Genomic DNA, 24,960 nt, shown 5'->3' with positions numbered 1-24,960 from the left:
CCACGCTGAGGACAAAAACAGCAATGAACACACCGCTTACAATGAACAGGCCGTTTAATTGTATTGGCATTGTCGGCCATCCGCGCCACCCAACGGCGCTAGCCACGCATGAGATGCTTTATCACTGGCTCACCGACAAAGGTTACTCGGTTCTGATCGAGCAACAGATCGCCCGCGAACTGAATCTGAAAGACGCACCGACAGCGAGCCTTGCCGACATCGGCCAGCAGGCAGATTTAGCTGTTGTTGTTGGCGGTGACGGCAACATGCTCGGCGCGGCGCGCGTGCTGTCGCGCTATGACATCAAGGTGATCGGTGTGAACCGTGGCAACCTCGGTTTCCTGACCGATCTCGATCCTGATCAGGCGCAGCAGCAGCTTTCTGACGTTCTCGACGGCCATTATTTGAGCGAACAGCGCTTCATGCTGGAAGCGCACGTTTGCCGCGCAAACCAGCAGGACAGCATCAGTACCGCCATTAACGAAGTGGTGCTGCACCCCGGGAAAGTCGCACATATGATTGAATTTGAAGTTTATATTGACGACAAATTCGCCTTTTCCCAGCGTTCAGACGGCCTGATTATCGCCACGCCTACCGGCTCAACCGCCTATTCACTTTCCGCTGGTGGCCCGATTCTGACACCGTCGCTGGATGCGATTGCGCTGGTGCCCATGTTCCCACACACGCTGTCTGCCCGCCCGCTGGTCATCAACAGCAGCAGCACGATTCGGCTGAAATTTTCCTGCATTACCAATGACCTGGAAATCAGCTGCGACAGCCAGATTGCGTTACCGGTACAGGAAGGTGAAGAAGTCCTCATTCGCCGCAGCGAACATTACCTGAATCTGATTCATCCGAAAAATTACAGCTATTTCAACACACTAAGCTCAAAGCTCGGTTGGTCAAAAAAATTATTCTAAAATTTTATCCAGCTACTTTACTGTATATAAAACCAGTTTATACTGTATGCAATCACATGTGATTACATACAGGGGTTTATCATGCTGGCGCAACTCACTATCAGTAACTTCGCCATCGTGCGCGAATTAGAAATCGATTTTCAGTCAGGAATGAGCGTAATCACCGGAGAAACCGGTGCGGGGAAATCGATTGCGATTGATGCCCTCGGTTTATGTCTGGGAAATCGTTCTGACGCCAGCATGGTCAGACCGGGCGCTGCCCGCGCCGACATTTGCGCCCGCTTTGCGCTGGCAGATACCCCGACGGCACGTCAGTGGCTGGAAGAAAACCAACTGGATGACAGCAACGAGTGTCTGCTACGCCGCGTCATTAGCGCAGATGGTCGCTCACGCGGCTTTATTAACGGCACCGCCGTGCCGCTGTCTCAGCTGCGTGAACTCGGCCAACACCTGATTCAGGTACATGGTCAGCATGCTCATCAGCTCCTGCTGCGCCCCGACCATCAAAAACACCTGCTGGATGCCTATGCCGATGAACCGAAGCTGCTGGTTGCTATGCAGCAGGTTTGGCATCAGTGGCATCAAAGCTGTCGCGCGCTGGCGCAGCTGCAACAGGCGGCCATTGAGCGCGAGGCTCGCCGGGAACTGCTGCAATACCAATTAAAAGAGCTAAACGAATTCGCCCCACAGCCCGGCGAATACGAACAGATTGACGTTGAATATAAGCGTCTGGCGAATAGCGGCCAACTACTGACAATGAGCCAACAGGCTATGCAACTGCTGAGCGAAGACGAAGAGCAAAACATCATCAGCATGCTGCACAGCGTAAAACATCAGCTTGGCGAACTTATCAGCATGGATGACAAACTGTCCGGCGTGCTGTCCATGCTCGAAGAAGCAGGCATTCAACTTAGTGAAGCCAGCGATGAACTGCGCCACTACAGCGAACAAATGGATCTCGACCCGATTCGTCTGTATGAACTGGAACAACGTCTGTCGCGTCAGCTCGCGATGGCACGCAAACACCATGTTGCTCCAGAAGCGCTCCCAGCGTTCCATCAGCAGCTATTGGAAGAACAGCAACAGCTAGAGCAGCAGGAAAGCGATCATGACGCGCTTAGCGCTTCCGTCGGTGAATATCATCAGCAGGCGTTGCACCTTGCAGAACAGCTGCACGTGCGCCGTCAGCACCACGCCAGCGAACTGGCACTGCTCATCACCACTAATATGCGTGAGCTGGCAATGCCACACGGTCACTTCACCATTGATGTGAAATTTACGCCAGACAACCTGACAGCCACCGGTGCCGACAGTATCGAATTCCGCGTGACCACGAACCCGGGCCAGCCGCATCAGACGCTGGCAAAAGTGGCCTCGGGCGGTGAGCTATCACGTATCGCACTGATTATTCAGGTGATCACTGCACAGAAAATGGATACGCCAGCGATGATCTTCGATGAGGTCGATGTGGGTATCAGCGGAGCAACCGCCGCCATCGTCGGCAGAATGCTGCGCCAGCTCGGCGAATCTACGCAGGTGATGTGCGTGACGCACCTGCCGCAGGTCGCGGGCTGCGGTCACCAGCACTTCTTCGTGAGCAAACAAACGGACGGTGCAGAAACGGAAACGCTGATGCAGCCGTTGGATAAACGTGCTCGGCTACAAGAATTGGCACGTCTCTTGGGCGGCAGCGCCGTCACCAAAAATACGCTGGCAAATGCCAAAGAACTGTTGGCAGCCTAAAATCCACAGCCGACAAGGGCGAGAAAGGTGCATCACGGGTAAAAAAGCTCAACTTTTTTACCTTCCTGAGGTCATACAATCGCCTTGCAGGTTTCCAAGTCCTGCAAGGTCTATTATCATCGGCAACCTATGCCCTTAAGGAATGTAATCACTATGCGCTGTAAAACGCTGACTGTCGTCGCCGCGGTGGTTGTTATGCTGACTGCCGGTTGTTCCACACTGGAAAAGGTGGTCTATCGGCCGGACATCAATCAGGGAAACTATCTGGCACCGGCTGACGTTGCGAAAATTCACACCGGCATGACCAAACAACAGGTCGCTTATACGCTGGGTACTCCTATGATGCAGGATCCGTTTGGCAGCGATACCTGGTTTTACGTCTTCCGCCAGCAGCCTGGCCATGAATCGGTAAAACAGCAGACATTGACGCTGACCTTTAGCGGCAGTGGCGTGTTAACCAACATCAACAACAAACCTGCACTGAATTAATGCTTTCGATGCCGTTCGGCTGAATCAGGATGAACACTTCTGGCAGCCAGAGGCGGCACGTTAAGACGAAGCCCACAATGGGCAGAGTACTTGAAGGAAGCCAACGCACACGCGGTTTGATGTATGACGGGTATAACAGCAGGCAAATCTGAACGCTTCAGGTTTGCCTGTGTTTTTTTGTAAGGGCATTTCGATAAGGATGCTCAGTAAAACGTCATGTGTCGCTTAATAACATCGATCAGGATTTGCTCTTAGCACGCTCTGCGCGCTGACGACGTAGTTCTTTCGGATCGGCAATCAGCGGACGATAAATTTCCACACGGTCACCATCCTGCAACACATCGGCCAGCTTCGCTGCACGGCTGTAAATACCGACTTTATTCACCTGTAAATCGATATCATGGCGCAGTTCCAGCAGGCCCGATGCCACAATCGCCTGCTCAACCGTACTGCCCTCTTCCAGCTTCACCGTGCGTAGATACTGGCGTTCCGGCAACGCGTAGACCACATCAACCTGCATTGCGGACACTGTAGACCTCTTTTGCTCGCTGCGTGAAAGCCTGCACCATATTTCCTGCCAGCTCCTTGAATACTTTGCCAAAAGCGAGTTCAATCAAGGCATTGGTGAATTCAAATTCCAGATGCAGCTCGACTTTACAGGCATCAGCGCTCAGCGGCGTAAAATGCCAGTCGCCACCCAACTGACGGAACGGGCCATCGACCAGTTGCATATTGATATTCTGGTTGTGTGTCAGCGTATTATGTGTGGTAAAGGTCTTGCTGATACCAGCTTTGGAAACGTCCACTGCGGCGGTCATCTCCCCTTCTGAGGAAGAGAGCACACGGCTCCCCGTACAGCCCGGTAAAAACGCGGAGTAGGAAGCGACATCATTCACCAGCTTGTACATCTGTTCAGCGCTGAACGGCACCAGTGCGGAACGACTTATCTTTGGCATACTATTTTCCGTGATTCATAAAACGCGCAAAATAATAGCACTGATAGCCCGACAGACAAAAATTCTGCGAAGCTTATCGCACGATATCATTAACCACGACACGGACGCACGGCGGGGATTTCATTCCCAATGACATCCAGTATAATGACGGCACTATGACAAAGAAAAAAGCATACAAACCCGGTTCCGCCACCATTGCGCAGAACAAGCGCGCCCGTCACGAATACTCCATTGAGGAAGAATTTGAGGCTGGCCTTGCGCTGCAAGGATGGGAAGTCAAATCACTGCGCGCAGGTAAAGCAAACCTCAGCGATAGCTATGTCACCTTCATGAACGGTGAAGCTTACCTGTTTGGCGCAACGATCACGCCGCTGAATGTGGCTTCATCACACGTCGTGTGCGATCCCATACGCACGCGCAAACTCCTGCTCAACAAACGCGAGCTAGATTCACTGTTCGGCCGCGTCAGTCGTGAAGGCTACACGGTCGTCGCGCTGTCCATGTATTGGAAAAATGCCTGGAGCAAAGTCAAAATCGGCGTGGCGAAAGGTAAAAAAGATCACGACAAGCGTGATGACATCAAAGAACGTGAATGGAAGTTAGACAAAGCCCGTATCATGAAGAACGCCAATCGCTAAGCCACTGGCTTAACAACGGTAAGTTCTGGTATACTGGCGACAGTTTCTTGGGGGCTGATTCTGGATTCGACGGGATTTGCAAAGCCCAAGGTGCATGCCGAGGGGCGGTTTGCCTCGTAAAAAGCCGCAAAAAAATAGTCGCAAACGACGAAAACTACGCTTTAGCAGCTTAATAACCTGCTTATAGCCCTCTCTCCCTAGCCTCCGCTCTTAGGACGGGGATCAAGAGAGGTCAAACCCAAAAGAGATCGTGTGGATGCCTTGCCTGGGGTTGAAGCACTAAATCTAATCAGGCTAGTTTGTTAGTGGCGTGTCTATTCGCAGCTGGCAAGCGAATGTAAAGATAGACTAAGCATGTAGTACCGACGGTAGAGTAGTTCCGGACGGGGGTTCAAATCCCCCCAGCTCCACCAATTTAGACATCGGTTATTACCAGATAAGTCCGATGAAGTACGAAAAGCCCGCATGGCGCAAGCCCTGCGGGCTTTTTTGTGTCCGTCATTGTCCGACAATATTCGCCTGAATCCAGAGATTATTGGCATACGTTTAGGTATACGCAAACTGAGAATACAGGCTAATCTTGAGCTGAAAGATGAATCAGATGCTGACTGGCTGCCAAAATGTGAGCCGGTGAGGTAGACACCAGAAACTACCCCAGCAGGTTTTTTACGTCACACAAACACATCAATACGGCATCAATAATTAGATGCCTCTAATCGTATAACCATTTCCCTGCTTTAGCTGACTCAATAATCATCCCGACAGTGAGCGGTTGTAACGCTTTCGATAGTGGTTTCTTTTGCCAGATTGGATACTCATATTCAAAATAATTTCTTCCTTCGAAGTTTGAATAATCAATATTAAAATGTCCGAATACATCGAGAAGAAAATCGTGAGCATCTTCCGGCAGAAACTGGTAATCATCCTGTAACGTCCAGTCTTTAGTGACTTGCCTAATACCGGATTTAAACCAATGTTTCCTAATCGGGTAACGTTCCATGAGGTATTGAATAACCTCATTTTCGATATCTCTTTTGCTCATCAGAAATACGTCCATTCAATACGGTCTTTTGGCCTAGCGATCAGGTTATACTGTCGACGGGTGTCCCTTGCTACCGATTGCATTATAGCTATCAATTGGACGTAGCCTATCCATGGAATATAACGACCAACAAAAGAGGCAATCTTATTCGTAGGAACCATCTTCAATGTCGCGAGGTTTTTTCCCATAGGCGTGAGCGGCCTTAACCCATAAGGGAAGCGTAAATCTCTTAGCAAAGCTCGTGATACTCTGGAAGCAACACTGGTTCCGGGCGTCGCAGTGGCGGCGGATAGTTTCCCTGATACCTTCAGATAGGGTTGCCCTGAGAGGATCAGCACCGCCGCTGTAATCTCTAAACCGGTGCGAGAAGAAAAATTTTCAAGAAAGATCAGGTTAAATAACTCACCAGCAGTTAAATTTCCATGCCCATGATAATAATATGTATTATTGAGTTCCTCAGTAGTATCCATTAAACCTCCCTGTTTTTAATGTATTTTCAATATTATTTTATTTGGTGTCACATTTATACCGTGATTGTGCTGCTTTCTTGATTGAGTGCTAAATTCAGTATCAAATATCATACTTAAAAGAGGCTGATTATGTCCGTACAACCAATCCTTGCCAATGCAGCCGTGAGTATCAGCGACTTTAAAAAATCGCCCAATGCCGCGCTGAAAGAAGCTAACGGCGAGCCTGTAGCTGTGTTAACCAATGGCCGCATCTCTGGCTACTATGTTTCCCCAGAAACATGGGAAGCGCTGGCTGACTATCAGGAAGATATCGAACTTGCCAAAATCGCCCGTTCCCGGATGAAAGGGAAACGCGTTAGGGTCGATCTGGATGAGTTATAAATTAAAATGTGAAGAAAAGCGTTCGCCAAAAAACGAAGAGGCAATGTTGCTTAAGCTAGAGATTGAAGAACAACATCAATTCGCAACTACCCTACTATCCGAAGTGCCAATTTCACCAGCATTACTCTCTGCGATCAAAAGGCGTAAAGAATTGAGTGAAAATTGACCTCATTTTTATCTCACATACTCATCGTCACTTTTCGTAGGCTCACGTTTAGGCCTATGAATAAAGTCTGAATTTACACTTAAAACATAAATATCATCACGTTACGTTGAATATTCAGATTCCCCCAGCCATTATGATCCGGGTACGTCGGGTGAAATCCAGAAAGCTCGCACAGCACAAACCCTATGGTTTTTTGTGTCCGTATCGGTCTGACAATGTTCGCCTGAATCCAGAGAGTATTGGTATAAAGGCTGCTAACGCCGACCTGCTCGGTGAAAACCATAAACATGCTCTTCTCACCTTTCACCTTCCTAGAAAAAGTCTATGAACAACTAAAACGCAAATACACCTTTATAGTGGAAAGCTGGGGAAACATGGTCTACGCTCAATAACCAGCGTTGCCATGAATGAAGCTAGATTAAACCCTGATGTCATTCATAGTTTCCGCCTTGGTTCACTCAGAAAAAAATGATGTCCGTAGAGTATATAATCGCTCACTTTATCTTACGCAACGGATCTATTTTATGGGTTGGTTGGAAAATTATATGTCTCGTACCTTTAATTGAAAATTAATGGAAAATCTATGATTGCATCTATTCACAACCCCGATACGTATATGTTTGATTTTAGACAAATAGTAACAAATGGAAGAAAAAAAATAGGAATATTAATTGGAGCTGGCGCCCCAGTGAGCATTAATGTAGGGCATAATGGTGATTATGAACCATTAATCCCAAACATTGATGGACTTACTAGCCATGTTAAAAAATCTTTGAGTGATGATCTTCTTAAAATATTTGAAAATCTTGAAGGTAATATAAAAAATAACTTAGAAAAAATATTATCTGATGTGAGGACATTAGCTGACATCATTGGAGACCATGAAGTTCATGGTGCAAATGCCAATAAATATAGAGAACTAGAATTAGCCATTTGCTCTAAAATAAAAGATGTAGTTAGCAAATCTTTACCAGAAAAGGATAATCCGTACAGCGAGTTAATTTCTTGGGTAAATGGAATTAACCGAAGTCACGGTGTGGAGATATTCACCACAAATTACGATTTATTATGTGAGGATGCATTAGAACGTTCTCAAACACCTTTCTTTGATGGGTTTACTGGTTCAAGATTCGCTTTTTTTGATCCTGCCAGTATTTCAACAAATGATCTACCTCCTAGATGGGTAAGGCTATGGAAGTTACATGGTTCAATAGGTTGGATGATGCGAGATAATGGACAGGTAACAAGGCTCCCCGAATGTGAAGTATCTAATATGGTTTATCCTTCGCATATAAAATATTCTCAAACACAAGCAGCTCCCTTTTCTGCATTATTTGAGCGTTTAAAAAATTTTTTGATGGAACCTGACTCCTTACTAATTACAACCGGTTTTTCTTTTGCAGATGCACACATTTCATCAAAAATTAGCGAATGCTTATCGGCGAATCCAACAAGTGCAGTAATAGCTTTTCAATACAAAAAATTAGAAGAAGAATCGTACGCCGTCGATTTAGCCAAAAGAAATCCTAACCTTAGCATTTACTGCAAAGATGGTGCAGTTATAAACACAATTAATGCAATTTGGAAAACTGGAGAACTTCCAAGTAAAAATTGGGAGTTAGTTCGAAAAGAGTATTTAAACGAAGATAAAGAATTTACTTTAGGTGATTTTAAATTACTAGCAAGATTTCTAGCGATTGCTGGTGGTGAGGTTGCAACTTCATCAGAGCCGCATGAATTACCTCTTGAGGTTGAAAAAAATGAACAATAAATTGAAATCGACCTCTATTGGAATCATATCTTCAATATCTAGTTCTTCCGTCACAATTAAACTTTCGCCGAAAGTAATTTCAGGTTTACTTGTTGTTGAAGGTAGGACTCATAAAGTAGGACAAGTTGGAAGTTTTGTTAGGATACCACAAGGTTATAATGATCTTTATGGTGTAGTTGCCTCAAGTAATGAAAGCTCAATCATTGATAAAGACGATAACGTGTCCTCCGATAACAGAGTTATGATTGTTGAACTCATCGGTGAAAGTTCTTGTGGATTTTTCGATAGAGGAATAAGTCAATATCCATCAGTTGGTGATGATGTTCACATGGTACTGGATTCAGATTTGAAACTTGTATATGGTTCAGAAAGTGAAAATCTGATCAATGTCGGAAAATTAGCTAGTTCAGAAAGCATAGATGTTAATTTAGATATTGATAAATTAGTAACAAGGCATTCTGCAATCGTAGGCTCTACAGGATCGGGAAAATCAACCAGCGTATCTGGCTTGCTTCGCTCAATTTGTATATTTAGTGATAAGGAAGAAAGTTCTTCAAGAATCCTATTAGTTGATATACATGGCGAGTATTCAACAGCCCTCAAAGATATAGCTAAAGTTTTCTCTGTTGACCCATCTCAAGATGAGAGTAAACTAAATATTCCCTATTGGGCTCTTCCTACGGATAAATTGATTGATTTTCTTTGCGGAAATATTAACGAACTAAGCAAAAATTCTATGATTGAGTTCATAACTGAAGAGAAAAAGAAATCAATCAGTGAAAACAAAATAAATTACATTGATGAAAGCAAAGTAACTTCATTTACTCCACTACCATTCGACCTTAAAAAATTATGGTATAGCTCTATATTTGATGATACAGCAACATATTTAGAAAAAGACTTCACAACTCCTGCTTTCAAAGATGAAATTTCTGGTGATGCTAAATCACTAACCCCTCCTAAATTTAGACCTCCTGGAACATCTAGTACACCGCCCTTCAAGAAAGGAAACAATGTATTAACAAAACAATTAAATTTAATGAAATCGAGATTACTTGATAGTCAGTATTCTTTTTTTCTTTCACCTGAGAGCTACACTCCTGATGAAAACGGAGTGATAGAAAAAGACTTAGATGACCTTCTAAGTGAATGGTTGAATCATGACAAACCTATTTCTATACTAGATTTATCCGGTATGCCATCTACTCAATTAGATATGCTCCTGAGTTCAATAATGAGCATTATATTTGAAGCCTCTCTATGGGGTAGAAATTTAAAATCAGGACTAAAGAAAAACCCTGTTTTATTCGTTCTAGAAGAAGCTCATAGATATCTTTCTAGCAGAGATGATGGTTTAACTAATAATTTAGTTCAACGAATAGCTAAAGAAGGCAGGAAATTTGGTGTAGGTCTTATGATTATCAGCCAAAGACCATCTGAAATTGATGATACCATTTTATCTCAATGTGGGACTCTCTTTGCACTGAGACTGACGAATGCAAATGATCGCTCTAAAGTCAAAGCAGCTATGTCAGATGGACTCAGTTCGCTAATCGATTCATTGCCTATCCTAAGAACAGGAGAAGCAATTATTATTGGAGAAGCTGTTAAGCTCCCCTCAAGGTGCAAGTTTAAACTACCACCTCAAGGATTCTATCCAGATAGTCAAGACCCTGAAGTTAGTAAAGCTTGGGCTAAACCTAGAGACCCCGATAGAGATTACTCCAAGTTAATAGAAGCATGGCGTTTAAGTAAACCAATAAAAGAGGATAAGTGAAATGGAAAGAATAGCTGTTAGCTCTTCAAATATAGCATCAGTTGGCTATGATAGTGATTCTTTAACTCTTGAAATAGAGTTTAATAATGGAGGAATCTATCAGTATTATAGTGTTCCAGAAAATATTTATACTGATTTGTTAAATGCAGGCTCTGTTGGTTCTTATTTTAGCCATAATATTAGAAACAGCTATCCTACGCAAAAAATTTAATATCAGAGCTCTTACGCAATACTATCCCCCTCGCCTGCATGCTTTATGCATCGCTTTTCATACCGGTGCATAAAGCCCCAGAACAGTGCCTCATATGGCTTGGGGGATCCTATAAGCGCATAGCTTTGCATGCAGTTTCATACACCTATGCATACGCTATGCTTTGCAAACAGACTTGCCAAAAAGAAAAACTTTCAAATGGCATAATGTGGACACAAAAAAGCTGTAGTGATGCCAGCGGCGATGAGAATCAGCGAAGATTGAGGAATGCCGATCCTTAGCGCCCTATTGCCTGTATATTTACCACTCTGAAAGATACAAGATCCGCTTTACGACGTAGTCGAGCACGGAAATCCTGACCCAGTAATGTACTAGAGTTCCTGCCAAAATGTGAGTCGGCAAAATAGAAAACCAGAAACGACAAAACAGGCTCCAATCGTTTATGCAACAGCAGCAAGCTCACCAATATGACATTATCGATTAGGTGTAATTGATACAAACGTAGAGGATAATTCGATTATTTTATTATCTGATGTGATGCAGATAAAACCTTCATAATTTGCTTGCGAAATAAGTATTTTATCAAAAACCCCTTTGCCTTAGTGTATCAGGGTCAATATTAAAATCAGGTTTATTTAAAGAAAATTGATAGAAACTTCTCAAATACTAGTAGAACTGAATTGAAGCTCATTATCGGTGTTTTTAATAATGTTTTTACCTATTCCGTTAGGTATTTTGAACGATAGCGAAGAAAGATAAAAATATTAGCATCGAGTCAATAAATTATTCATACCCCCCTTCAAACATACCCTGAATTTCTGTGCTGTTAAACTCATCAACGTTATCCGGAACCGTTCCTTTAGCCTTTATAAAATTCAGTTTACGCTTTGGCTTCTCTTCTGTGTAGGCCACAACCTTTATCAACGTATTACCATTACGCGTAATCAGGAATGGCTCTCCCGTTTTCATCACACCATTAAGTCGTTTGGAAAGATTCGTTTTTGCTTCGTAGATGTTGACCTTTTCCATAACGTCCTCCCATTTATTTCTTGTATATATTTCAACCATAATTAGCCACCAAAAAATTGGTCAAGTCAATCTAACCAGTCCAAATCCCCGGACCATAACAAGCAACAGAGTTGATTCTTTAAGCCATCAAGTCAGGTAAAATACCAACAAAACACGCTGTTGATGCAGGTCATGGATAGATGCGCCGTCTTTATAAAAAAGCGATAACTTATTTATTGTCGAAGAGTTTTCTCGTTACTCTTCTCGTCTTATCCATCATGCTATCTATTTTCTGGTACATGCTTTGGGCCTCGCAGCTGTCGCGCCGCACGATACTGATCGAGACACTCCCTGACTTTACTATCTACCTTACCTTTGGGATCGTTTTGGGGTTTATCTTTGCTGGCCGTGGGCTCTACTCTCGAGCGGTAAAGAAGAAACTCAAGCATATGCTCGAAATGTTCCTGTATGGCTTTGTGTTGGGATTTCTTTCCATCGTGAATATTTTTGACGTGTACGTTTATCTGTTTCCCGATGACGTGATTAATTACACATCCGATTATGAGATTGTTTTTCCTGGGCCATCCACAGGGAAAAGTAGTCGTTGCGAAGCTGGCATATGGGTTAAAGATGTCCATACTGGGCAATTTAAACAGTTATGTACCAACAGAGAAATGCTTTTTAAAAAAAGAAGGCAAGGAATGGATGCGTTATGGATCACCGCGCGAGTCAATGAACTCGGCACGTATATTGTCGATTATCACTTTACCTACAAGTAGCGCTCACCTTCAAAGTCGCCAATTCCACCGTATTATTGGCACATTTAGTAAGGTTAATAGATTAAAATACCGGAAACTCGCTCAGGTCGGTTTTCGGTATGCAATGAACATCAGCACCCCCGCCAAGATGAAATCATCCACTGGGATGTATTTCCTGTTTACACGTTTAGACATCACCGATAGCGCAATTTTACATCACGAAAGCAAATAATAACAATTTGTTATAATTTCAAGTGTAAATTAACGTCAGTTTTTCAAACGTGGGCTGGATGATGATTCGCGATCCAATTTACGTCCTATCACTGGTGATAATACGAATACCGGAATGTTGATATTCATTTTATACGACTAAAAAGAGGTGTTACTGCTATGTTCAGAAAATTATCTCTCATGAAGATCGTTGTCATTTTTGCTATTTCTCCCTTTGCATTTGCCAAATCGGACATACTGCGTATCGGCGTCGATTTAACATATCCCCCTTTTCAGAGCATGGATAAAAATGGTAATCCATCGGGATTTGAAATCGAGGTAACTGATGCTATCTGTAAATCGGTAAATGCAAAGTGTGACTATATCGTGAATACGTTCGATTCCCAGATTCCCGCCCTTCTCGCAAAAAAAATAGACGTCATTGCGCCGCTTGGCGTGACACGTAAGCGAAAGGAATCGATAGATTTCAGTGACTATGTTTTCCACGTTCCCACCAAACTTGTCGCAAGGAAAGACTCCAATCTTCTTCCCCAAGCTGAGCTACTGCGCGGGAAAAATATCGCGGTACAGCAAGGCACCATTCAGGAAGCCTACGCCAATAAATATTGGCTACCCGCCGGGGTGATGGTTAAAAGCTATCCCGATCAGGAAGCCATTTATGAGGATTTACAGTCAGGAAGAGTGGAAGGCGCACTGTGTCCGTCGGTTGCCGTCGCGTTTGGATTTTTAAAAACCTCACAGGGTAAAGATTTTGAGCTAAAAGGCCCGGAAGTGACCGATGCGGATTTATTTAGCCTCGGCTCTGCATACGGTATACGCAAAGACGATACGGAAACAAAACAGCTCATCAATCAGGGGCTGAAAGATATCGTTCAAAAAGGCATATATGCAAAAATACAGAAACGCTATTTTGGTGATATCGATTTAAGCGTGAAGGAATAATATCAGGCGCAGTTTACTGATTATTTTCATGCTCAACAGTTCTCCCTGACCTATCAGAAGGCCGGGGAGATTTCGTAGAAATGCCCCGTTTATCATTGTGCTCCGCACCAGCGTCAGCAACAGAATCTTGATAAAGAGGGCGAGCGCTATCGGCCCCTTTTCTGTTACTATCGCGCGTTGGAAAATAGCGATAGGTATGTGAATATATATCGCTTCACATCACCGCTCTCAATGTCGCTATTACAGTGAACTACACGCAGGAGAAATCATGAGCCTTCACCTCTGGCTGGCTTATACAGGCATCATCATCGCCCTGATTGCCATTCCGGGCCCATCCGCCTTAATCAGCATGTCGCACGGTTTACGCTACGGCGCTTCACGCGCGACCGCAACCGTACTCGGTGGCGTCAGCGCGGCAATGATATTGATGTCCTGTTCAGCATTAGGATTAGGTGCCATCCTCGCTGCGTCAACCACCGCGTTTATCGTATTAAAAATTATTGGTGCGGTTTATCTCATCTGGTTGGGCATCGCATCATGGCGTTCCAAGGATATGAGCACCACAGAGCAGGACGTGCAGGAAGCCTCGGCTCCGGGCTGGTTCCCACTATTCCGCAAAGGCTTTCTGGTCGGGATCAGTAATCCGAAAGATCTGCTATTTTTCGCCGCGCTCTTCCCCAATTTTATCGATACCAGCGCCCCGCACGCCCTACAGCTCATCATTCTCGCTGTGACCTGGGCAGTCTTCGATTTCAGCATCATGTTCATCTATGCCTGCACCGGCCGTCGTTTATCGGGCCTTTTCTCCAACCCGCGCCGCATCAAGCTGTTTAACCGCTCGACGGGCGGGATCTTTATTCTCGCAGGCACCACGTTGGCGGCGTCAACGCGTTAATTGACTGGCTCCTGCTGCCTTCAGGCTGGCAGGAGCGACACCGTTACGATGCCGTGACAAAATCAGCGATGCCCTTCTCGTCCATCCGATAGCGAACCCACTCATCCTGCGGCTTCGCACCAATGCTCTTATAGAAATCGATCGCGGGTTGGTTCCAGTCCAGCACGCTCCATTCCAGCCGTCCGCACTGCCTTTCTTGTGCAAGACGCGCAACCTGTTTCAGCAGCGCTTTGCCCGCACCCGCATTACGATACGCCTGCGCGATGTAGAGATCTTCCAGATAGATGCCATATTTCCCCAACCAGGTTGAATAGCTCATGAAGAAAATCGCATAGCCGACGGGCTTGCCATCAATCTCGCAAATCAGCGTTTCAGCCGTCGCTCCTTCGCCAAATAGCGAGCGCTCAATATCCTCAAGCGAGGCCAGCACTTCGTGGCGTGCCTTCTCATACACGGCAAGCTCGATAATTAAATCCAGAATCACGCTCGCATCTGATTTCTGCGCGGGGCGGATGGCTATATCCATAAAGGCTGGCTCCATAGGGGCTGGGTTCATAACGTCTCTCTTCTCCGGTGCTAATTTTGCCAATGCTAACCATGACCAAGGCTTGCCATGCTACCGGATTAAAAATACTGTATGAACTGCATTCTCTACAGCGACTGATGAACATCATGCATCTGGATTTACGGCGCATCGATTTAAATTTACTGGTGGTATTTAACAGCGTGTACCAGCATCGATCCGTCGCCGCAGCGGCAAAAGAGCTGGCGATGAGCGCATCGGCGGTCAGCCACGCGCTGACGCGCTTGCGCAATACGTTTTCCGATGAGCTATTTTTTCGGGTTGGCAACACCATGCATCCGACCGTAGTGGCAGACGATATTGCAGAGCCGATCGCGGAAAGTCTGGCGCTGTTGACGCAAGGTCTGACGCCGCGCCCACGCTTTAATCCCGCCCGCAGCACGGAAAGTTTCACCTTTTCCATCACCGATTACACCGCGTTCTCGGTGTTTCCAACCCTGATGGCGCACATGGAAAAGCTGGCACCCCATATCAAATTCAATCTGGTTTATTCACCGCAGAAGGTCGCGCTTACGGATTTGCTGGCAGGGAAAATCGACTTTGCTTTAGGGTTCACCGATATGACGCAATCGGAGAACAGGGAAATTGAGGAGATAGACTGGATTGAAGACAGCTATGTCATCATCACCGCCGCTGATTATCCGTCAGGCGAGGCGCTTACGCTGGATGATTACCTCGCCGCCCGCCACCTTGTCGTGACGCCCTGGAATGAATCACGCGGGGTGATTGACTACGAGCTGGATAAGCTCAACAAGAAACGTCATATCGCACTAAAAACGCCATCCATGATGAGTGCGCCGTTTATCATTGCCGATTCAACGCTGATCATGGCATTACCACGCAACGTCGCGACAATCTTTGAGCAATTCCTGCCGTTACGGATTCACGCCTTGCCTTTCAGCGTGCCACCTTATCGCGTGAAGATATACAGCCATCGCCGCAATAGCCGTTCGGAAGCCAGCCAGTGGATTAAAAACCTGTTACACAGGCTGGTGACACATCCCATAACGAACGGATAGCGGCGATAGGAAAATCACAAGCCTGGCTGTCTGATTGTCGGTTCTGTTCCGGTAGCAATCCGGTAGCAAAGTGTTCTGATATTAAATGCCGAGAGCGTCAGCAACCTGCTCACTTTCCGCTTTGGAAAAGTTGGCGTAGGTCAGCGCATCAAGCAATGCGGCGCGATCGATCGTCGGATAAATTTCCGGACTCTGCAAAAGCTGGCCGATTTCATGGGCGGTGAGTTGGGGATAAATGGCGTGTAATGCAGTGGCAATGTCACGGGCGGCGTAACACAGTTTGCGTAAAATAACCGCAATCTGCTGGTGTGTGATCGTCTCCTGATACACGGTATAAAGCACATCGGCAATTAATGTCGACGTCAAAATCGAAATACGGGACACCTCATTAGCTCGTCCACCCAATGCCTGAAGGATGTGTTCGACAGCCTGTTCTGGCGTTTTTCCCTGCGCCTGTTGTGAAGCCAGTACGGAAACCAATTTATTTTTTATTTCATCATTTGCCATCGTTCGGTTCCTTCATACATTGATTACAGATGTTATTTTAGTATAAGCACGCTACCTGTCATGGCAGTAATGAGCAAATAAAATCATGCGGCGATACCCTTCAATGGGTACAAAAAGACATCAATCCGCGCTGAGGTGTATGATATGCCCAACTTTAGGAAACGCAGACCTCCTAAAGCCAGAGCTGCGCGTAGATATAGATAGAATAGAAAGCCAACGCACATGCGGCTTGAAGTATGACGGGGATAAAACACAGTTTGATACAACTCCGCATACATCGTTCCACCCTCTTTTTTCCTGAAATGCGATAATCACCCGATAAAAATCGTATTTTCGTTTATGCCCAGTCATTTTCATCGTCCGAAAAGACCATGTAAAATGAAAGGCTTAGTGAGCAAGAAGGCTATAAGTCATGATCACCACCGACGGTAATAACGCAGTCGCCTCCGTGGCCTGGCGAACTAATGAAGTCATCGCCATCTACCCCATCACTCCCAGTTCCAGCATGGCTGAACACGCGGCCGCCTGGTCGAGCGACGGCGGGCTGAATATATGGGGAGATACGCCCCGCGTTGTTGAAATGCAATCGGAAGGCGGCGCGATCGCTACCGTCCACGGCGCATTGCAGACGGGCACACTCGCTACTACGTTCACCTCATCGCAGGGTCTGCTGCTGATGATCCCCACGCTGTATAAGCTGGCTGGTGAGCTAACCCCGTTCGTCTTGCACGTCGCTGCCCGTACGGTTGCGACGCATGCGCTTTCTATCTTTTGCGATCACTCAGATGTCATGGCCGTGCGCCAGACGGGTTGTGCCATGCTGTGCGCCAGCAATGTGCAGGAAGCGCAGGACTTTGCGCTGATTTCGCAAATCGCCAGCCTGAACAGCCGCCTGCCGTTTATCCATTTCTTCGACGGTTTCCGTACCTCACACGAAATCAATAAGATTGAGCCGCTGAGCGATGACGTGATTCGCCAACTTCTGCCGCAGAAATCCATTGATGCACACCGTGAGCGAGCGCTCACACCGGAACGTCCGGTAATTCGTGGTACCGCCTCTAACCCGGATACCTTCTTCCAGGCGCGCGAAGCAACCAATCGCTGGTATGACGCAGCTTATGAGCACGTTGAGCAGGCGATGAACGATTTCGCCGCCGCGACAGGACGCCAGTATCAGCCGTTTGAATACTATGGCCACCCGGAAGCGACCAAAATCGTCGTCCTGATGGGCTCTGGCGTCGGTACCTGCGAAGAAGTGATCGATACGCTGCTGACACGCGGCGAGAAAGTCGGCGTGGTGAAAATCCGCCTGTATCGCCCGTTCTCCGCCAAGCATCTGCTGGCCGTCATTCCGCAAACAGCGAAGAGCATCGCAGTACTGGACCGCACAAAAGAGCCGGGTGCGCTGGCAGAACCGCTGTATCTCGATGTGATGACCGCGCTGGCTGAGGCGTTTTCCGTAGGTGAGCGTTCACTCATGCCACGCGTGATTGGTGGACGTTATGGCCTGTCTTCCAAAGAATTTACCCCGCAGTGCATACAGGCGATCTTTAATGAGTTAGCGCTTGCTAACCCAAGACCGCGCTTTACTGTTGGGATTTATGACGACGTCACCAATCTGTCTCTGCCACTGCCGGAACAGCATTTTCCCAGCGGCGCATCGCTCGAAGCCCTGTTCTACGGTCTGGGCAGTGACGGCACCGTTTCTGCGACCAAGAACGCCATCAAAATCGTCGGTGAAACCACGCCGATGTTTGTGCAGGGCTACTTTGTCTATGACTCGAAGAAAGCCGGTAGCCTGACCGTTTCCCACATGCGTGTGGGCCCGCACCCGATCAACTCCGCCTACCTGATCGATCAGGCCGATTTCGTCGCCTGTCATCAGTGGCAGTTTATCGACAAGTACAGCATGGTCGAACGGCTGAAGCCCGGCGGCGTTTTCCTGATCAACTCGCCGTATAGCAGCGACGATCTGTGGCACCGTTTGCCGCAGGAAGTGCAGGCAGGGCTGAATCAGCGCAATGCCCGCGTGTACTGCATCAACGCCGCCAAGATTGCCCGCGAGTGCCATCTGGGTGCGCGCATCAACACCGTCATGCAGATGGCGTTCTTCCACCTGTCACAGATTCTGCCAGCCGATGTAGCGGTGGAAAAACTGCGTAGCGCCATCGCCAAGAGCTACGGCAGTAAAGGTCAGGAGCTGGTTGAACGTAACTGGCAGGCGCTGAGCGCCACATTGGAAGCGCTGGCAGAAGTGCCGCGGGAAGCCGTCAACCCAGACAGCCCGCAGCGCCCGCCAGTGGTTTCCGACGCCGCGCCCGATTTCGTCAAGACTGTCACGGCCGCGATGCTGGCGGGTCTGGGCGATACGCTGCCCGTTTCCGCCCTGCCGCCCGATGGCACCTGGCCGACCGGCACCACCAAGTGGGAAAAACGTAATATCGCGGAAGAGATTCCGCTGTGGCAGCCGCAGCTTTGTACGCAGTGTAACCACTGCGTCGCCGCCTGCCCGCACTCGGCTATTCGTGCCAAAGTCGTTCAGCCTGATGCAATGGAAAATGCACCCGCTTCACTGCAATCGCTGGATGTGAAAGCCCGCGACATGCGCGGCCAGAAATACGTGTTGCAGGTCGCCCCGGAAGACTGCACTGGCTGTAACCTCTGCGTGGAAGTTTGTCCGGCCAAAGACCGTCAGAACCCAGAAATCAAAGCTATCAATATGGAATCCCGTCTGGATAATCTGACGGCGGAGAAAGAGAACTACGATTTCTTCCTGCAATTGCCGGAAATCGACAAATCTACGCTGGAACGTATCGATATCCGTACTTCTCAGCTGATTTCGCCACTGTTCGAGTATTCCGGTGCCTGTTCCGGCTGTGGCGAAACGCCGTACATCAAACTGCTAACGCAGCTCTATGGCGATCGTCTGCTGGTCGCGAATGCGACGGGCTGTTCATCTATTTATGGCGGTAACCTGCCTACTACGCCGTGGACGACTGATGCCAACGGTCGCGGTCCGGCTTGGGCCAACTCGCTGTTCGAGGATAACGCCGAATTCGGTCTGGGCTTCCGCCTGAGCGTCGATCAGCACCGTCAGCGAGCCGTCCGTCTGCTCAATAAACTGGCACCGCAGCTGCCGCCGGATCTGGTTAACGCGTTGCAGGAAGAGTCCATTGTGCCTGACCTGCGCCGTCAGCAGATTGAACAGCTACGTGGATTGCTGGCAGCTATCAATGATAACGATGCCAAGGTGCTGGCGAGCGAAGCCGACCACTTTGTCGATAAATCTATCTGGCTTATCGGCGGCGACGGCTGGGCGTACGATATCGGCTACGGCGGGCTGGATCACGTCATGAGCCTGAGCGAAAACGTCAACGTGCTGGTGCTGGATACGCAGTGCTACTCCAACACTGGTGGACAGCAGTCCAAAGCGACACCGCTGGGCGCAGTGACCAAATTTGGTGAGAAAGGCAAACGCAAAGCGCGTAAAGATCTCGGCATCAACGTCATGATGTACGGTCACGTGTATGTCGCGCAGATCTCACTGGGCGCACAGCTGAACCAGACGGTGAAAGCGATTCAGGAAGCCGAAGCCTGGCCGGGCCCATCGCTGATTATCGCGTACAGCCCATGCGAAGAGCATGGCTACGATCTGGCATTCAGCCACGATCAGATGCGTCAATTGACGGCAACCGGCTTCTGGCCGCTCTACCGCTTCGATCCACGTCGCGCCGAGGAAGGTAAACCAGCACTGGTGACGGATTCTCGTCCGCCATCCAGCAGCCTGAGTGAAACGCTGCTGAAAGAGCAACGCTTCCGCCGACTGAATAACATGATGCCGGAAGAAACCGCGCAGCTCTATGAAGAAGCAGAACTGGATCTGCGCCGCCGCTTTGACTTCCTGACGATGATGGCAGGCAAGGCGGAGAAAAACCCGCAGGAATAATCGTTCCGCTCCAAACCGGCTTCGGCCGGTTTTTTTATGGCGTGCCATCCCTGGCCGCCACCCTTACGGGCCGTTGCTGATGCAACGTTAAAAATTTCTCCCGGAAACTTTTTATGGCGTGCCATCCCTGACCGCCACCCTTGCGGGCCGTTGCTGATGCAACGTTAAAAATTTCTCCCGGAAACTTTTTATGGCGTGCCATCCCTGACCGCCCCCTTGCGAGTCGTTGCGGTTTTCCTCATCCAAACTAGGTTGAATACCGAAGAATCCAGCGCCGATAGCCCAGTTTGTCAGGCATGGTAAAGAGGGGCTGACAAGACGCAAGTTACCTTATACTTTATGAGATTATTCGCTCGTTACGGTGTCAAACCGCTCTCAACGTCGCAGAGGACGAAACATGAAAGGAAAGTTCGCACCATCGCAGATTGCATTGCACTGGCTGGTTTTTCTGTTGCTCGTTGTGACTTATGCCACCATCGAGCTGCGCGGATTTGCTGAACGCGGTTCGCTGCTGCGCACCGTGATGATGGTGACGCACTTTAGCTGCGGCGTAGCCATACTGGTTCTCATGCTGGCTCGCCTATTCTTGCGTCATCGGCATACCTCACCCGCCATTACGCCAGCGCCCTCTCGTTGGCAAAGTGCTCTGGGTTCGCTTACCCACGCCGTGATTTACCTGCTGTTTATCACGCTGCCGATACTGGGCGTTGCCTCGCGCTATTACAGCGGTCGGGACTGGATGCTTTTTGGTATCGGCATGCCAACAGCCGCGACACCAAATTTCGATCTGGCTGAAACGCTGATCGGCTGGCATGAAACACTGGCACCGTTAGGATACTGGCTCATTGCCCTGCATACCGCCGCTGCCCTGTTCCACCACTATGTTATGAAAGACAATACGCTGCTGCGCATGATGCCAGCCAAGCGCGATTAATCGGGCAACGAAGGAGCAAGCATGAAAGTCGCACTGGGACAATTCGCCGTTGACCGCGAGTGGCAGCAAAACGCCACGACCATCACTGAGTTTATGTTGTCAGCACAGCAAAACGGTGCCGACCTGCTGGTGCTGCCCGAAGGCGTGCTGGCTCGCGATATTACCAATCCCAACATGGTGCTCACCGCCGCCCAACCGCTTGATGGCCCGTTTATCTCGCATCTGCTGGAAGCCAGCAAAGGCAGCGACCTGACGACCATGCTGTGTGTACATATCCCGAATGGCGAAGGGAAAGTCTGGAACACGCTGCTGGCGCTGCGCAACGGTGAGATCGTCGCTCAATACCGGAAGCTGCATCTGTACGATGCGTTTTCCGTACAGGAATCGGAAAACGTACTGGCAGGCGAAGAGGTTCCGCCGCTGTTAACCATCGCCGGGTTGAACGTCGGGCTGATGACCTGCTATGACATCCGCTTCCCTGAGCTTGCACGCCGTTTGGTGCTGGACGGCGCAGACGTACTCGTTCTTCCCTCCGCCTGGATTAAGGGGCCGCTGAAAGAAACACATTGGGAATTATTGGTGCGCGCCAGGGCACTGGAAAACACCACTTATCTCGTCGCCGTTGGCGAGTGCGGCGTCAAGAATATCGGCAACAGCATGGTGGTCGATCCTTTAGGCGTTGTCGTGGTTCAGGCACCGGAAACACCGGCTCTCATCTATGCCGACATTGACCCAGAACGACTGGCGTATGCCCGTCAGATTCTTCCGGTACTGGCTAATCGCCGCTTTAGCACACCCACGTTGGAAGAGGAAAACTGAGTCGAGATTCACCCTAAGAGGTTTTCTTTCCCACTCGTGCGCCAAAAAGTGTGATTAGTTACACATGTTGTTTCCCTCTGAGGCCGTTCTGCACATATAATGCGCATCCGGTCGTCATGGCGACCCTAGCAGACCAGCCTCCTGATTCGGGGGGTGCATTCACCACTCAAATAAGAAATGAAAATGAGTATTCGCGCGATCTTGACTTTAGTTCTTGCAGCAGCCGCATTCAGCCAGGCCGCTTTTGCCGTTGTTTATCCTCTGCCTGCGGCTAACAGCCGACTGATAGGCGAGAATATCGACATCACCGTACCGGAAGACAGCACACAGCCGTTGGAACATTTTGCAGCACAGTTCCAAATGGGTCTGAGCAACCTGATGGAAGCCAACCCAGATGCGGACGTTTACCTGCCCATTCCCGGCAGCAAAATGGTGATTCCTCATCAGTTGATTCTGCCGGATGCACCACGTGAAGGCATTGTCATCAACAGCGCAGAAATGCGTCTGTACTACTACCCGAAAGGCTCCAAGACCGTGGTCGTGCTGCCAATCGGCATTGGTGAGTTAGGTAAAGATACGCCGATTAACTGGACAACGTCTGTTCAGCGCAAGAAAGCGGGCCCAACCTGGACACCAACCGCGAAGATGCATGCAGAATATGCGGCACGCGGTGAAACCCTGCAAAAAGTTTTCCCAGCTGGCCCAGATAACCCAATGGGGCTGTATGCGCTGTACATCGGGAACCTGTACGCGATTCACGGTACCAACGCCAACTTCGGTATTGGTCTGCGCGTCAGCCACGGCTGCGTCCGTCTGCGTGCTGATGATATCAAGTATCTATTCAACAACGTGCCGGTCGGTACTCGCGTTCAGTTCATCAATGAGCCAGTGAAAGCCACCGTTGAGCCAGATGGTTCACGCTATGTTGAAGTTCACAATCCGCTGTCTCGCACGGTAGAAGAATTCCATTCTGATTCTCCTGCACCGATCAGCATGACGCCAAAAGTGAGCAAAGTTCTGGCCGACGCAAGCGTGAACACCAGCGAAGTCGATCAGGCAATCCAGAGACGTTCTGGTATGCCGACCAAAATCAATGGTCTGATCGAACAAGCCACGCCAGCCATTCCGGTTGAATCTGTTGCTGCACCTGTCGCACCAGAAGCACAGCCGCAAGATAGCCTCAATGCCGTGCAAAATACCGCACCCGTTGAAGCACAGACAACGACCGCAGCCGACGCTAACCGTTCGTAATCGTCTATGACGCGTTGGAAACCGATTCAGGTTTCCAACGCGTTTCTCTAATATCCCTACCGTTTACTTTTTCTGTGAAGCTTCCAGCGCCTGCGCCACATCAGCGATGATGTCGTCAATGTGCTCAATGCCGACCGAAATTCTGACCAGATCCTCACTCACGCCTGCTTTCGCCAGCTCTTCCGCATTCAACTGCCGGTGCGTGGTACTTGCAGGATGGCACGCAAGCGATTTGGCATCGCCAATATTCACCAGTCGTAAAATCATCTTCAGCGCATCAATAAAATGCCCCCCTGATGCTTTCCCGCCTTTAATGCCAAAGCTGATAATTCCAGACGCCTTACCCGAGGTAATTTTGTCGCAGTTTGCTTTATAGGGGCTATCCGGCAACGCGCCATAGTTCACCCAGGTAACCAACGGATGCTCATTCAGGTAGCCAGCCAGCGCTTCCGCATTGCTGCAATGACGTTCGATGCGCAGACTGAGGGTTTCCAGCCCCTGCAATAGTAAGAACGTGCTGTGCGGAGAAAGCGCCGCGCCAGTATTGCGCAGCGGTACCACGCGGCAGCGCCCAATATAAGCAGCCGGACCGAAAGCGTCGGTATACACCACGCCGTGGTAAGACGGATCGGGCTCATTCAGTAACGGGAAACGCGCTTTATTCGCAACCCAGTCAAACTTACCGGAATCGATAATCGCACCGCCAATCGTGGTGCCATGACCGCCGATATATTTGGTCAGTGAATGGACGACGATATCTGCGCCGTGCTCAAAAGGTCGGCACAGTACGGGCGTCGCCACCGTGTTATCAACAATCACCGGGACGCCGTGGCGATGCGCAATTTCCGCGATTTTGGCAATATCGACGATATTTCCCGCTGGATTCCCGATAGATTCACAAAAAACGGCGCGAGTGCGTTCATCAATCAGCGATTCCAGCGTCGTAAAATCATCGAAAGAGGCCATCCGCACTTCGACACCCTGACGCGGCAGAGTGTGGGCAAACAGGTTATAGGTGCCGCCATACAGCTGGCTGGTGCTGACGATATTGTCCCCAACCTGCGTGAGCGCCTGAAGCGAATACGTTATTGCCGCCATACCGGAGGAAAGCACCAACGCGCCGATACCGCCCTCAATGGCCGCCAGCCGCTGTTCCAGCACCGCATTCGTCGGGTTCATGATGCGGCTATAGATATTGCCCGCCACCTTCAGATCAAACAGATCGGCACCGTGCTGCGTGTCGTCAAATGTGTAAGAGGTCGTCTGGTAAATCGGCACGGCTGCGGACTTCGTTGTCGCTTCAGATTCATAACCATGATGTAGCGCGAGGGATTCAAGTTTCATCTTACGGGCCTTTTTGTTGATCGTTGGAGTGAGGAAAATATCCAGACAAAATAGCAGACAGCGATCGGGAAAAGCACTTGATGATGTAGAAGAAATGGAGATAAGTTAGTAAAAACAAGACTAAATTTCAGCGTTACATTATTACACTGAAGCGCCTTC

The 24,960-nt window shown here is 48.6% G+C and carries 25 protein-coding genes and 1 other RNA gene; 18 read left to right on the top strand and 8 right to left on the bottom strand.

Annotated features, from left to right (window positions below; all coding sequences use genetic code 11):
* The first annotated feature begins 41 nt into the window (after positions 1-41).
* The 3 genes from nadK (at position 42) to bamE (ending at position 3,152) form a co-directional block, all read left to right on the top strand.
* Positions 42-920, top strand: coding sequence for an NAD(+) kinase (nadK, locus tag BJJ97_RS09235; protein WP_010282445.1), 879 nt, complete (start codon positions 42-44; stop codon positions 918-920).
* 81 nt (positions 921-1,001) lie between these two features.
* Complete coding sequence (gene recN, locus BJJ97_RS09230) at positions 1,002-2,663, top strand: DNA repair protein RecN (RefSeq protein WP_095993740.1); 1,662 nt, start codon at positions 1,002-1,004, stop codon at positions 2,661-2,663.
* A 153-nt stretch (positions 2,664-2,816) separates the two neighbouring features.
* On the top strand, positions 2,817-3,152 hold the full coding sequence (bamE, locus tag BJJ97_RS09225; protein WP_039355545.1) for an outer membrane protein assembly factor BamE: 336 nt from the start codon (positions 2,817-2,819) through the stop codon (positions 3,150-3,152).
* Positions 3,153-3,390: 238 nt separating this feature from the next.
* Here the strand turns inward: bamE and BJJ97_RS09220 are convergent, their stop codons facing one another.
* Both BJJ97_RS09220 and BJJ97_RS09215 read right to left on the bottom strand, forming a co-directional pair.
* Positions 3,391-3,672, bottom strand: coding sequence for an RnfH family protein (locus BJJ97_RS09220; protein WP_264084350.1), 282 nt, complete (start codon positions 3,670-3,672; stop codon positions 3,391-3,393).
* On the bottom strand, positions 3,662-4,108 hold the full coding sequence (locus tag BJJ97_RS09215; RefSeq protein ID WP_095993739.1) for a type II toxin-antitoxin system RatA family toxin: 447 nt from the start codon (positions 4,106-4,108) through the stop codon (positions 3,662-3,664). Before BJJ97_RS09215 ends, BJJ97_RS09220 begins: the two co-directional genes overlap by 11 nt.
* A 155-nt stretch (positions 4,109-4,263) precedes the next feature.
* On the opposite strand from BJJ97_RS09215, the gene smpB reads away from it, so the two are divergent.
* Together smpB and ssrA are read left to right on the top strand one after the other, a co-directional pair.
* Positions 4,264-4,746, top strand: coding sequence for an SsrA-binding protein SmpB (smpB, locus tag BJJ97_RS09210; RefSeq protein ID WP_095701677.1), 483 nt, complete (start codon positions 4,264-4,266; stop codon positions 4,744-4,746).
* Positions 4,747-4,796: 50 nt separating this feature from the next.
* Positions 4,797-5,159, top strand: a transfer-messenger RNA (tmRNA) gene (gene ssrA / locus BJJ97_RS09205).
* Positions 5,160-5,458: 299 nt separating this feature from the next.
* Here ssrA and BJJ97_RS09200 read toward each other — a convergent pair.
* Both BJJ97_RS09200 and BJJ97_RS09195 read right to left on the bottom strand, forming a co-directional pair.
* Positions 5,459-5,788 carry a DUF1493 family protein gene (locus BJJ97_RS09200; RefSeq protein WP_227003581.1) on the bottom strand — a complete coding sequence of 110 codons (330 nt, stop codon included), beginning with the start codon at positions 5,786-5,788 and terminating at the stop codon, positions 5,459-5,461.
* The gene (locus BJJ97_RS09195; protein WP_095993737.1) at positions 5,788-6,258 is read right to left on the bottom strand and encodes an STM2901 family protein; all 471 of its coding nucleotides are present in this window, start codon (positions 6,256-6,258) and stop codon (positions 5,788-5,790) included. Before BJJ97_RS09195 ends, BJJ97_RS09200 begins: the two co-directional genes overlap by 1 nt.
* A 129-nt stretch (positions 6,259-6,387) precedes the next feature.
* Between BJJ97_RS09195 and BJJ97_RS09190 the strand changes: the two genes are divergently transcribed.
* The 5 genes from BJJ97_RS09190 to BJJ97_RS09165 all read left to right on the top strand — a co-directional run bounded on the left by BJJ97_RS09190 (position 6,388) and on the right by BJJ97_RS09165 (position 10,564).
* Positions 6,388-6,639: a type II toxin-antitoxin system Phd/YefM family antitoxin gene (locus BJJ97_RS09190; protein ID WP_095993736.1), complete on the top strand. Its 252-nt coding sequence runs from the start codon at positions 6,388-6,390 to the stop codon at positions 6,637-6,639.
* Entirely contained in the window at positions 6,629-6,805 is a 177-nt protein-coding gene (locus BJJ97_RS22060) for a hypothetical protein (RefSeq protein WP_157910773.1), read from the top strand. Before BJJ97_RS09190 ends, BJJ97_RS22060 begins: the two co-directional genes overlap by 11 nt.
* A 583-nt stretch (positions 6,806-7,388) precedes the next feature.
* On the top strand, positions 7,389-8,576 hold the full coding sequence (locus BJJ97_RS09175) for an SIR2 family protein (protein WP_095993734.1): 1,188 nt from the start codon (positions 7,389-7,391) through the stop codon (positions 8,574-8,576).
* Positions 8,566-10,353, top strand: coding sequence for an ATP-binding protein (locus BJJ97_RS09170; protein WP_095993733.1), 1,788 nt, complete (start codon positions 8,566-8,568; stop codon positions 10,351-10,353). The genes BJJ97_RS09175 and BJJ97_RS09170 overlap by 11 nt, the downstream gene beginning before the upstream one ends.
* 1 nt (position 10,354) lies before the next feature.
* Positions 10,355-10,564 carry a KTSC domain-containing protein gene (locus tag BJJ97_RS09165; protein WP_095993732.1) on the top strand — a complete coding sequence of 70 codons (210 nt, stop codon included), beginning with the start codon at positions 10,355-10,357 and terminating at the stop codon, positions 10,562-10,564.
* Between the two features lie 783 nt (positions 10,565-11,347).
* Here the strand turns inward: BJJ97_RS09165 and BJJ97_RS09160 are convergent.
* Positions 11,348-11,593 (bottom strand): type II toxin-antitoxin system Phd/YefM family antitoxin, encoded by a 246-nt coding sequence (locus BJJ97_RS09160; protein WP_095993731.1) that lies wholly within the window; start codon positions 11,591-11,593, stop codon positions 11,348-11,350.
* Between the two features lie 179 nt (positions 11,594-11,772).
* On the opposite strand from BJJ97_RS09160, the gene BJJ97_RS09155 reads away from it, so the two are divergent.
* From BJJ97_RS09155 to BJJ97_RS09145, 3 genes are all read left to right on the top strand, one after another.
* The gene (locus BJJ97_RS09155; protein ID WP_095993730.1) at positions 11,773-12,351 is read left to right on the top strand and encodes a hypothetical protein; all 579 of its coding nucleotides are present in this window, start codon (positions 11,773-11,775) and stop codon (positions 12,349-12,351) included.
* A gap of 369 nt (positions 12,352-12,720) precedes the next feature.
* The gene (locus tag BJJ97_RS09150) at positions 12,721-13,503 is read left to right on the top strand and encodes a transporter substrate-binding domain-containing protein (protein ID WP_095993729.1); all 783 of its coding nucleotides are present in this window, start codon (positions 12,721-12,723) and stop codon (positions 13,501-13,503) included.
* 268 nt (positions 13,504-13,771) lie between these two features.
* Positions 13,772-14,398: a LysE family translocator gene (locus tag BJJ97_RS09145; RefSeq protein ID WP_095993728.1), complete on the top strand. Its 627-nt coding sequence runs from the start codon at positions 13,772-13,774 to the stop codon at positions 14,396-14,398.
* A 43-nt stretch (positions 14,399-14,441) separates the two neighbouring features.
* Here the strand turns inward: BJJ97_RS09145 and BJJ97_RS09140 are convergent, their stop codons facing one another.
* Positions 14,442-14,924, bottom strand: a complete 483-nt coding sequence (locus BJJ97_RS09140) for a GNAT family N-acetyltransferase (RefSeq protein WP_095993727.1) — start codon at positions 14,922-14,924, stop codon at positions 14,442-14,444.
* Between the two features lie 137 nt (positions 14,925-15,061).
* Between BJJ97_RS09140 and BJJ97_RS09135 the strand changes: the two genes are divergently transcribed.
* Complete coding sequence (locus tag BJJ97_RS09135; protein WP_095995344.1) at positions 15,062-16,000, top strand: LysR substrate-binding domain-containing protein; 939 nt, start codon at positions 15,062-15,064, stop codon at positions 15,998-16,000.
* A gap of 81 nt (positions 16,001-16,081) precedes the next feature.
* On the opposite strand, the gene BJJ97_RS09130 is transcribed toward BJJ97_RS09135, so the two are convergent.
* On the bottom strand, positions 16,082-16,507 hold the full coding sequence (locus BJJ97_RS09130) for a hypothetical protein (protein ID WP_095993726.1): 426 nt from the start codon (positions 16,505-16,507) through the stop codon (positions 16,082-16,084).
* Between the two features lie 412 nt (positions 16,508-16,919).
* Between BJJ97_RS09130 and nifJ the strand changes: the two genes are divergently transcribed.
* The 4 genes from nifJ to BJJ97_RS09110 all read left to right on the top strand — a co-directional run bounded on the left by nifJ (position 16,920) and on the right by BJJ97_RS09110 (position 23,457).
* Positions 16,920-20,453 carry a pyruvate:ferredoxin (flavodoxin) oxidoreductase gene (nifJ, locus tag BJJ97_RS09125; RefSeq protein WP_095993725.1) on the top strand — a complete coding sequence of 1,178 codons (3,534 nt, stop codon included), beginning with the start codon at positions 16,920-16,922 and terminating at the stop codon, positions 20,451-20,453.
* 397 nt (positions 20,454-20,850) lie between these two features.
* Positions 20,851-21,387: a cytochrome b561 gene (gene cybB / locus BJJ97_RS09120; protein WP_039470919.1), complete on the top strand. Its 537-nt coding sequence runs from the start codon at positions 20,851-20,853 to the stop codon at positions 21,385-21,387.
* A gap of 21 nt (positions 21,388-21,408) precedes the next feature.
* Positions 21,409-22,206, top strand: a complete 798-nt coding sequence (locus tag BJJ97_RS09115; protein ID WP_095993724.1) for a deaminated glutathione amidase — start codon at positions 21,409-21,411, stop codon at positions 22,204-22,206.
* Between the two features lie 183 nt (positions 22,207-22,389).
* Positions 22,390-23,457: a L,D-transpeptidase family protein gene (locus BJJ97_RS09110; protein ID WP_095701665.1), complete on the top strand. Its 1,068-nt coding sequence runs from the start codon at positions 22,390-22,392 to the stop codon at positions 23,455-23,457.
* Positions 23,458-23,520: 63 nt separating this feature from the next.
* Here the strand turns inward: BJJ97_RS09110 and BJJ97_RS09105 are convergent, their stop codons facing one another.
* Positions 23,521-24,801, bottom strand: coding sequence for an O-acetylhomoserine aminocarboxypropyltransferase/cysteine synthase family protein (locus tag BJJ97_RS09105; RefSeq protein WP_095993723.1), 1,281 nt, complete (start codon positions 24,799-24,801; stop codon positions 23,521-23,523).
* Positions 24,802-24,960 lie beyond the last annotated feature (159 nt).

This window comes from Pectobacterium polaris (assembly GCF_002307355.1).
Lineage (GTDB): Bacteria > Pseudomonadota > Gammaproteobacteria > Enterobacterales > Enterobacteriaceae > Pectobacterium > Pectobacterium polare.
This window is presented reverse-complemented; position numbering and strand designations above follow the sequence as displayed.

What these genes read in the sequence shown, in the direction of transcription:
- nadK (WP_010282445.1), top strand. Translation starts at nt 42, where the DNA reads ATGAACAGGCCGTTTAATTGTATTGGCATTGTCGGCCATCCGCGCCAC.
- recN (WP_095993740.1), top strand. Translation starts at nt 1,002, where the DNA reads ATGCTGGCGCAACTCACTATCAGTAACTTCGCCATCGTGCGCGAATTA.
- bamE (WP_039355545.1), top strand. Translation starts at nt 2,817, where the DNA reads ATGCGCTGTAAAACGCTGACTGTCGTCGCCGCGGTGGTTGTTATGCTG.
- BJJ97_RS09220 (WP_264084350.1), bottom strand. Translation starts at nt 3,672, where the DNA reads ATGCAGGTTGATGTGGTCTACGCGTTGCCGGAACGCCAGTATCTACGC.
- BJJ97_RS09215 (WP_095993739.1), bottom strand. Translation starts at nt 4,108, where the DNA reads ATGCCAAAGATAAGTCGTTCCGCACTGGTGCCGTTCAGCGCTGAACAG.
- smpB (WP_095701677.1), top strand. Translation starts at nt 4,264, where the DNA reads ATGACAAAGAAAAAAGCATACAAACCCGGTTCCGCCACCATTGCGCAG.
- BJJ97_RS09200 (WP_227003581.1), bottom strand. Translation starts at nt 5,788, where the DNA reads ATGAGCAAAAGAGATATCGAAAATGAGGTTATTCAATACCTCATGGAA.
- BJJ97_RS09195 (WP_095993737.1), bottom strand. Translation starts at nt 6,258, where the DNA reads ATGGATACTACTGAGGAACTCAATAATACATATTATTATCATGGGCAT.
- BJJ97_RS09190 (WP_095993736.1), top strand. Translation starts at nt 6,388, where the DNA reads ATGTCCGTACAACCAATCCTTGCCAATGCAGCCGTGAGTATCAGCGAC.
- BJJ97_RS22060 (WP_157910773.1), top strand. Translation starts at nt 6,629, where the DNA reads ATGAGTTATAAATTAAAATGTGAAGAAAAGCGTTCGCCAAAAAACGAA.
- BJJ97_RS09175 (WP_095993734.1), top strand. Translation starts at nt 7,389, where the DNA reads ATGATTGCATCTATTCACAACCCCGATACGTATATGTTTGATTTTAGA.
- BJJ97_RS09170 (WP_095993733.1), top strand. Translation starts at nt 8,566, where the DNA reads ATGAACAATAAATTGAAATCGACCTCTATTGGAATCATATCTTCAATA.
- BJJ97_RS09165 (WP_095993732.1), top strand. Translation starts at nt 10,355, where the DNA reads ATGGAAAGAATAGCTGTTAGCTCTTCAAATATAGCATCAGTTGGCTAT.
- BJJ97_RS09160 (WP_095993731.1), bottom strand. Translation starts at nt 11,593, where the DNA reads ATGGAAAAGGTCAACATCTACGAAGCAAAAACGAATCTTTCCAAACGA.
- BJJ97_RS09155 (WP_095993730.1), top strand. Translation starts at nt 11,773, where the DNA reads ATGCGCCGTCTTTATAAAAAAGCGATAACTTATTTATTGTCGAAGAGT.
- BJJ97_RS09150 (WP_095993729.1), top strand. Translation starts at nt 12,721, where the DNA reads ATGTTCAGAAAATTATCTCTCATGAAGATCGTTGTCATTTTTGCTATT.
- BJJ97_RS09145 (WP_095993728.1), top strand. Translation starts at nt 13,772, where the DNA reads ATGAGCCTTCACCTCTGGCTGGCTTATACAGGCATCATCATCGCCCTG.
- BJJ97_RS09140 (WP_095993727.1), bottom strand. Translation starts at nt 14,924, where the DNA reads ATGGATATAGCCATCCGCCCCGCGCAGAAATCAGATGCGAGCGTGATT.
- BJJ97_RS09135 (WP_095995344.1), top strand. Translation starts at nt 15,062, where the DNA reads ATGAACATCATGCATCTGGATTTACGGCGCATCGATTTAAATTTACTG.
- BJJ97_RS09130 (WP_095993726.1), bottom strand. Translation starts at nt 16,507, where the DNA reads ATGGCAAATGATGAAATAAAAAATAAATTGGTTTCCGTACTGGCTTCA.
- nifJ (WP_095993725.1), top strand. Translation starts at nt 16,920, where the DNA reads ATGATCACCACCGACGGTAATAACGCAGTCGCCTCCGTGGCCTGGCGA.
- cybB (WP_039470919.1), top strand. Translation starts at nt 20,851, where the DNA reads ATGAAAGGAAAGTTCGCACCATCGCAGATTGCATTGCACTGGCTGGTT.
- BJJ97_RS09115 (WP_095993724.1), top strand. Translation starts at nt 21,409, where the DNA reads ATGAAAGTCGCACTGGGACAATTCGCCGTTGACCGCGAGTGGCAGCAA.
- BJJ97_RS09110 (WP_095701665.1), top strand. Translation starts at nt 22,390, where the DNA reads ATGAGTATTCGCGCGATCTTGACTTTAGTTCTTGCAGCAGCCGCATTC.
- BJJ97_RS09105 (WP_095993723.1), bottom strand. Translation starts at nt 24,801, where the DNA reads ATGAAACTTGAATCCCTCGCGCTACATCATGGTTATGAATCTGAAGCG.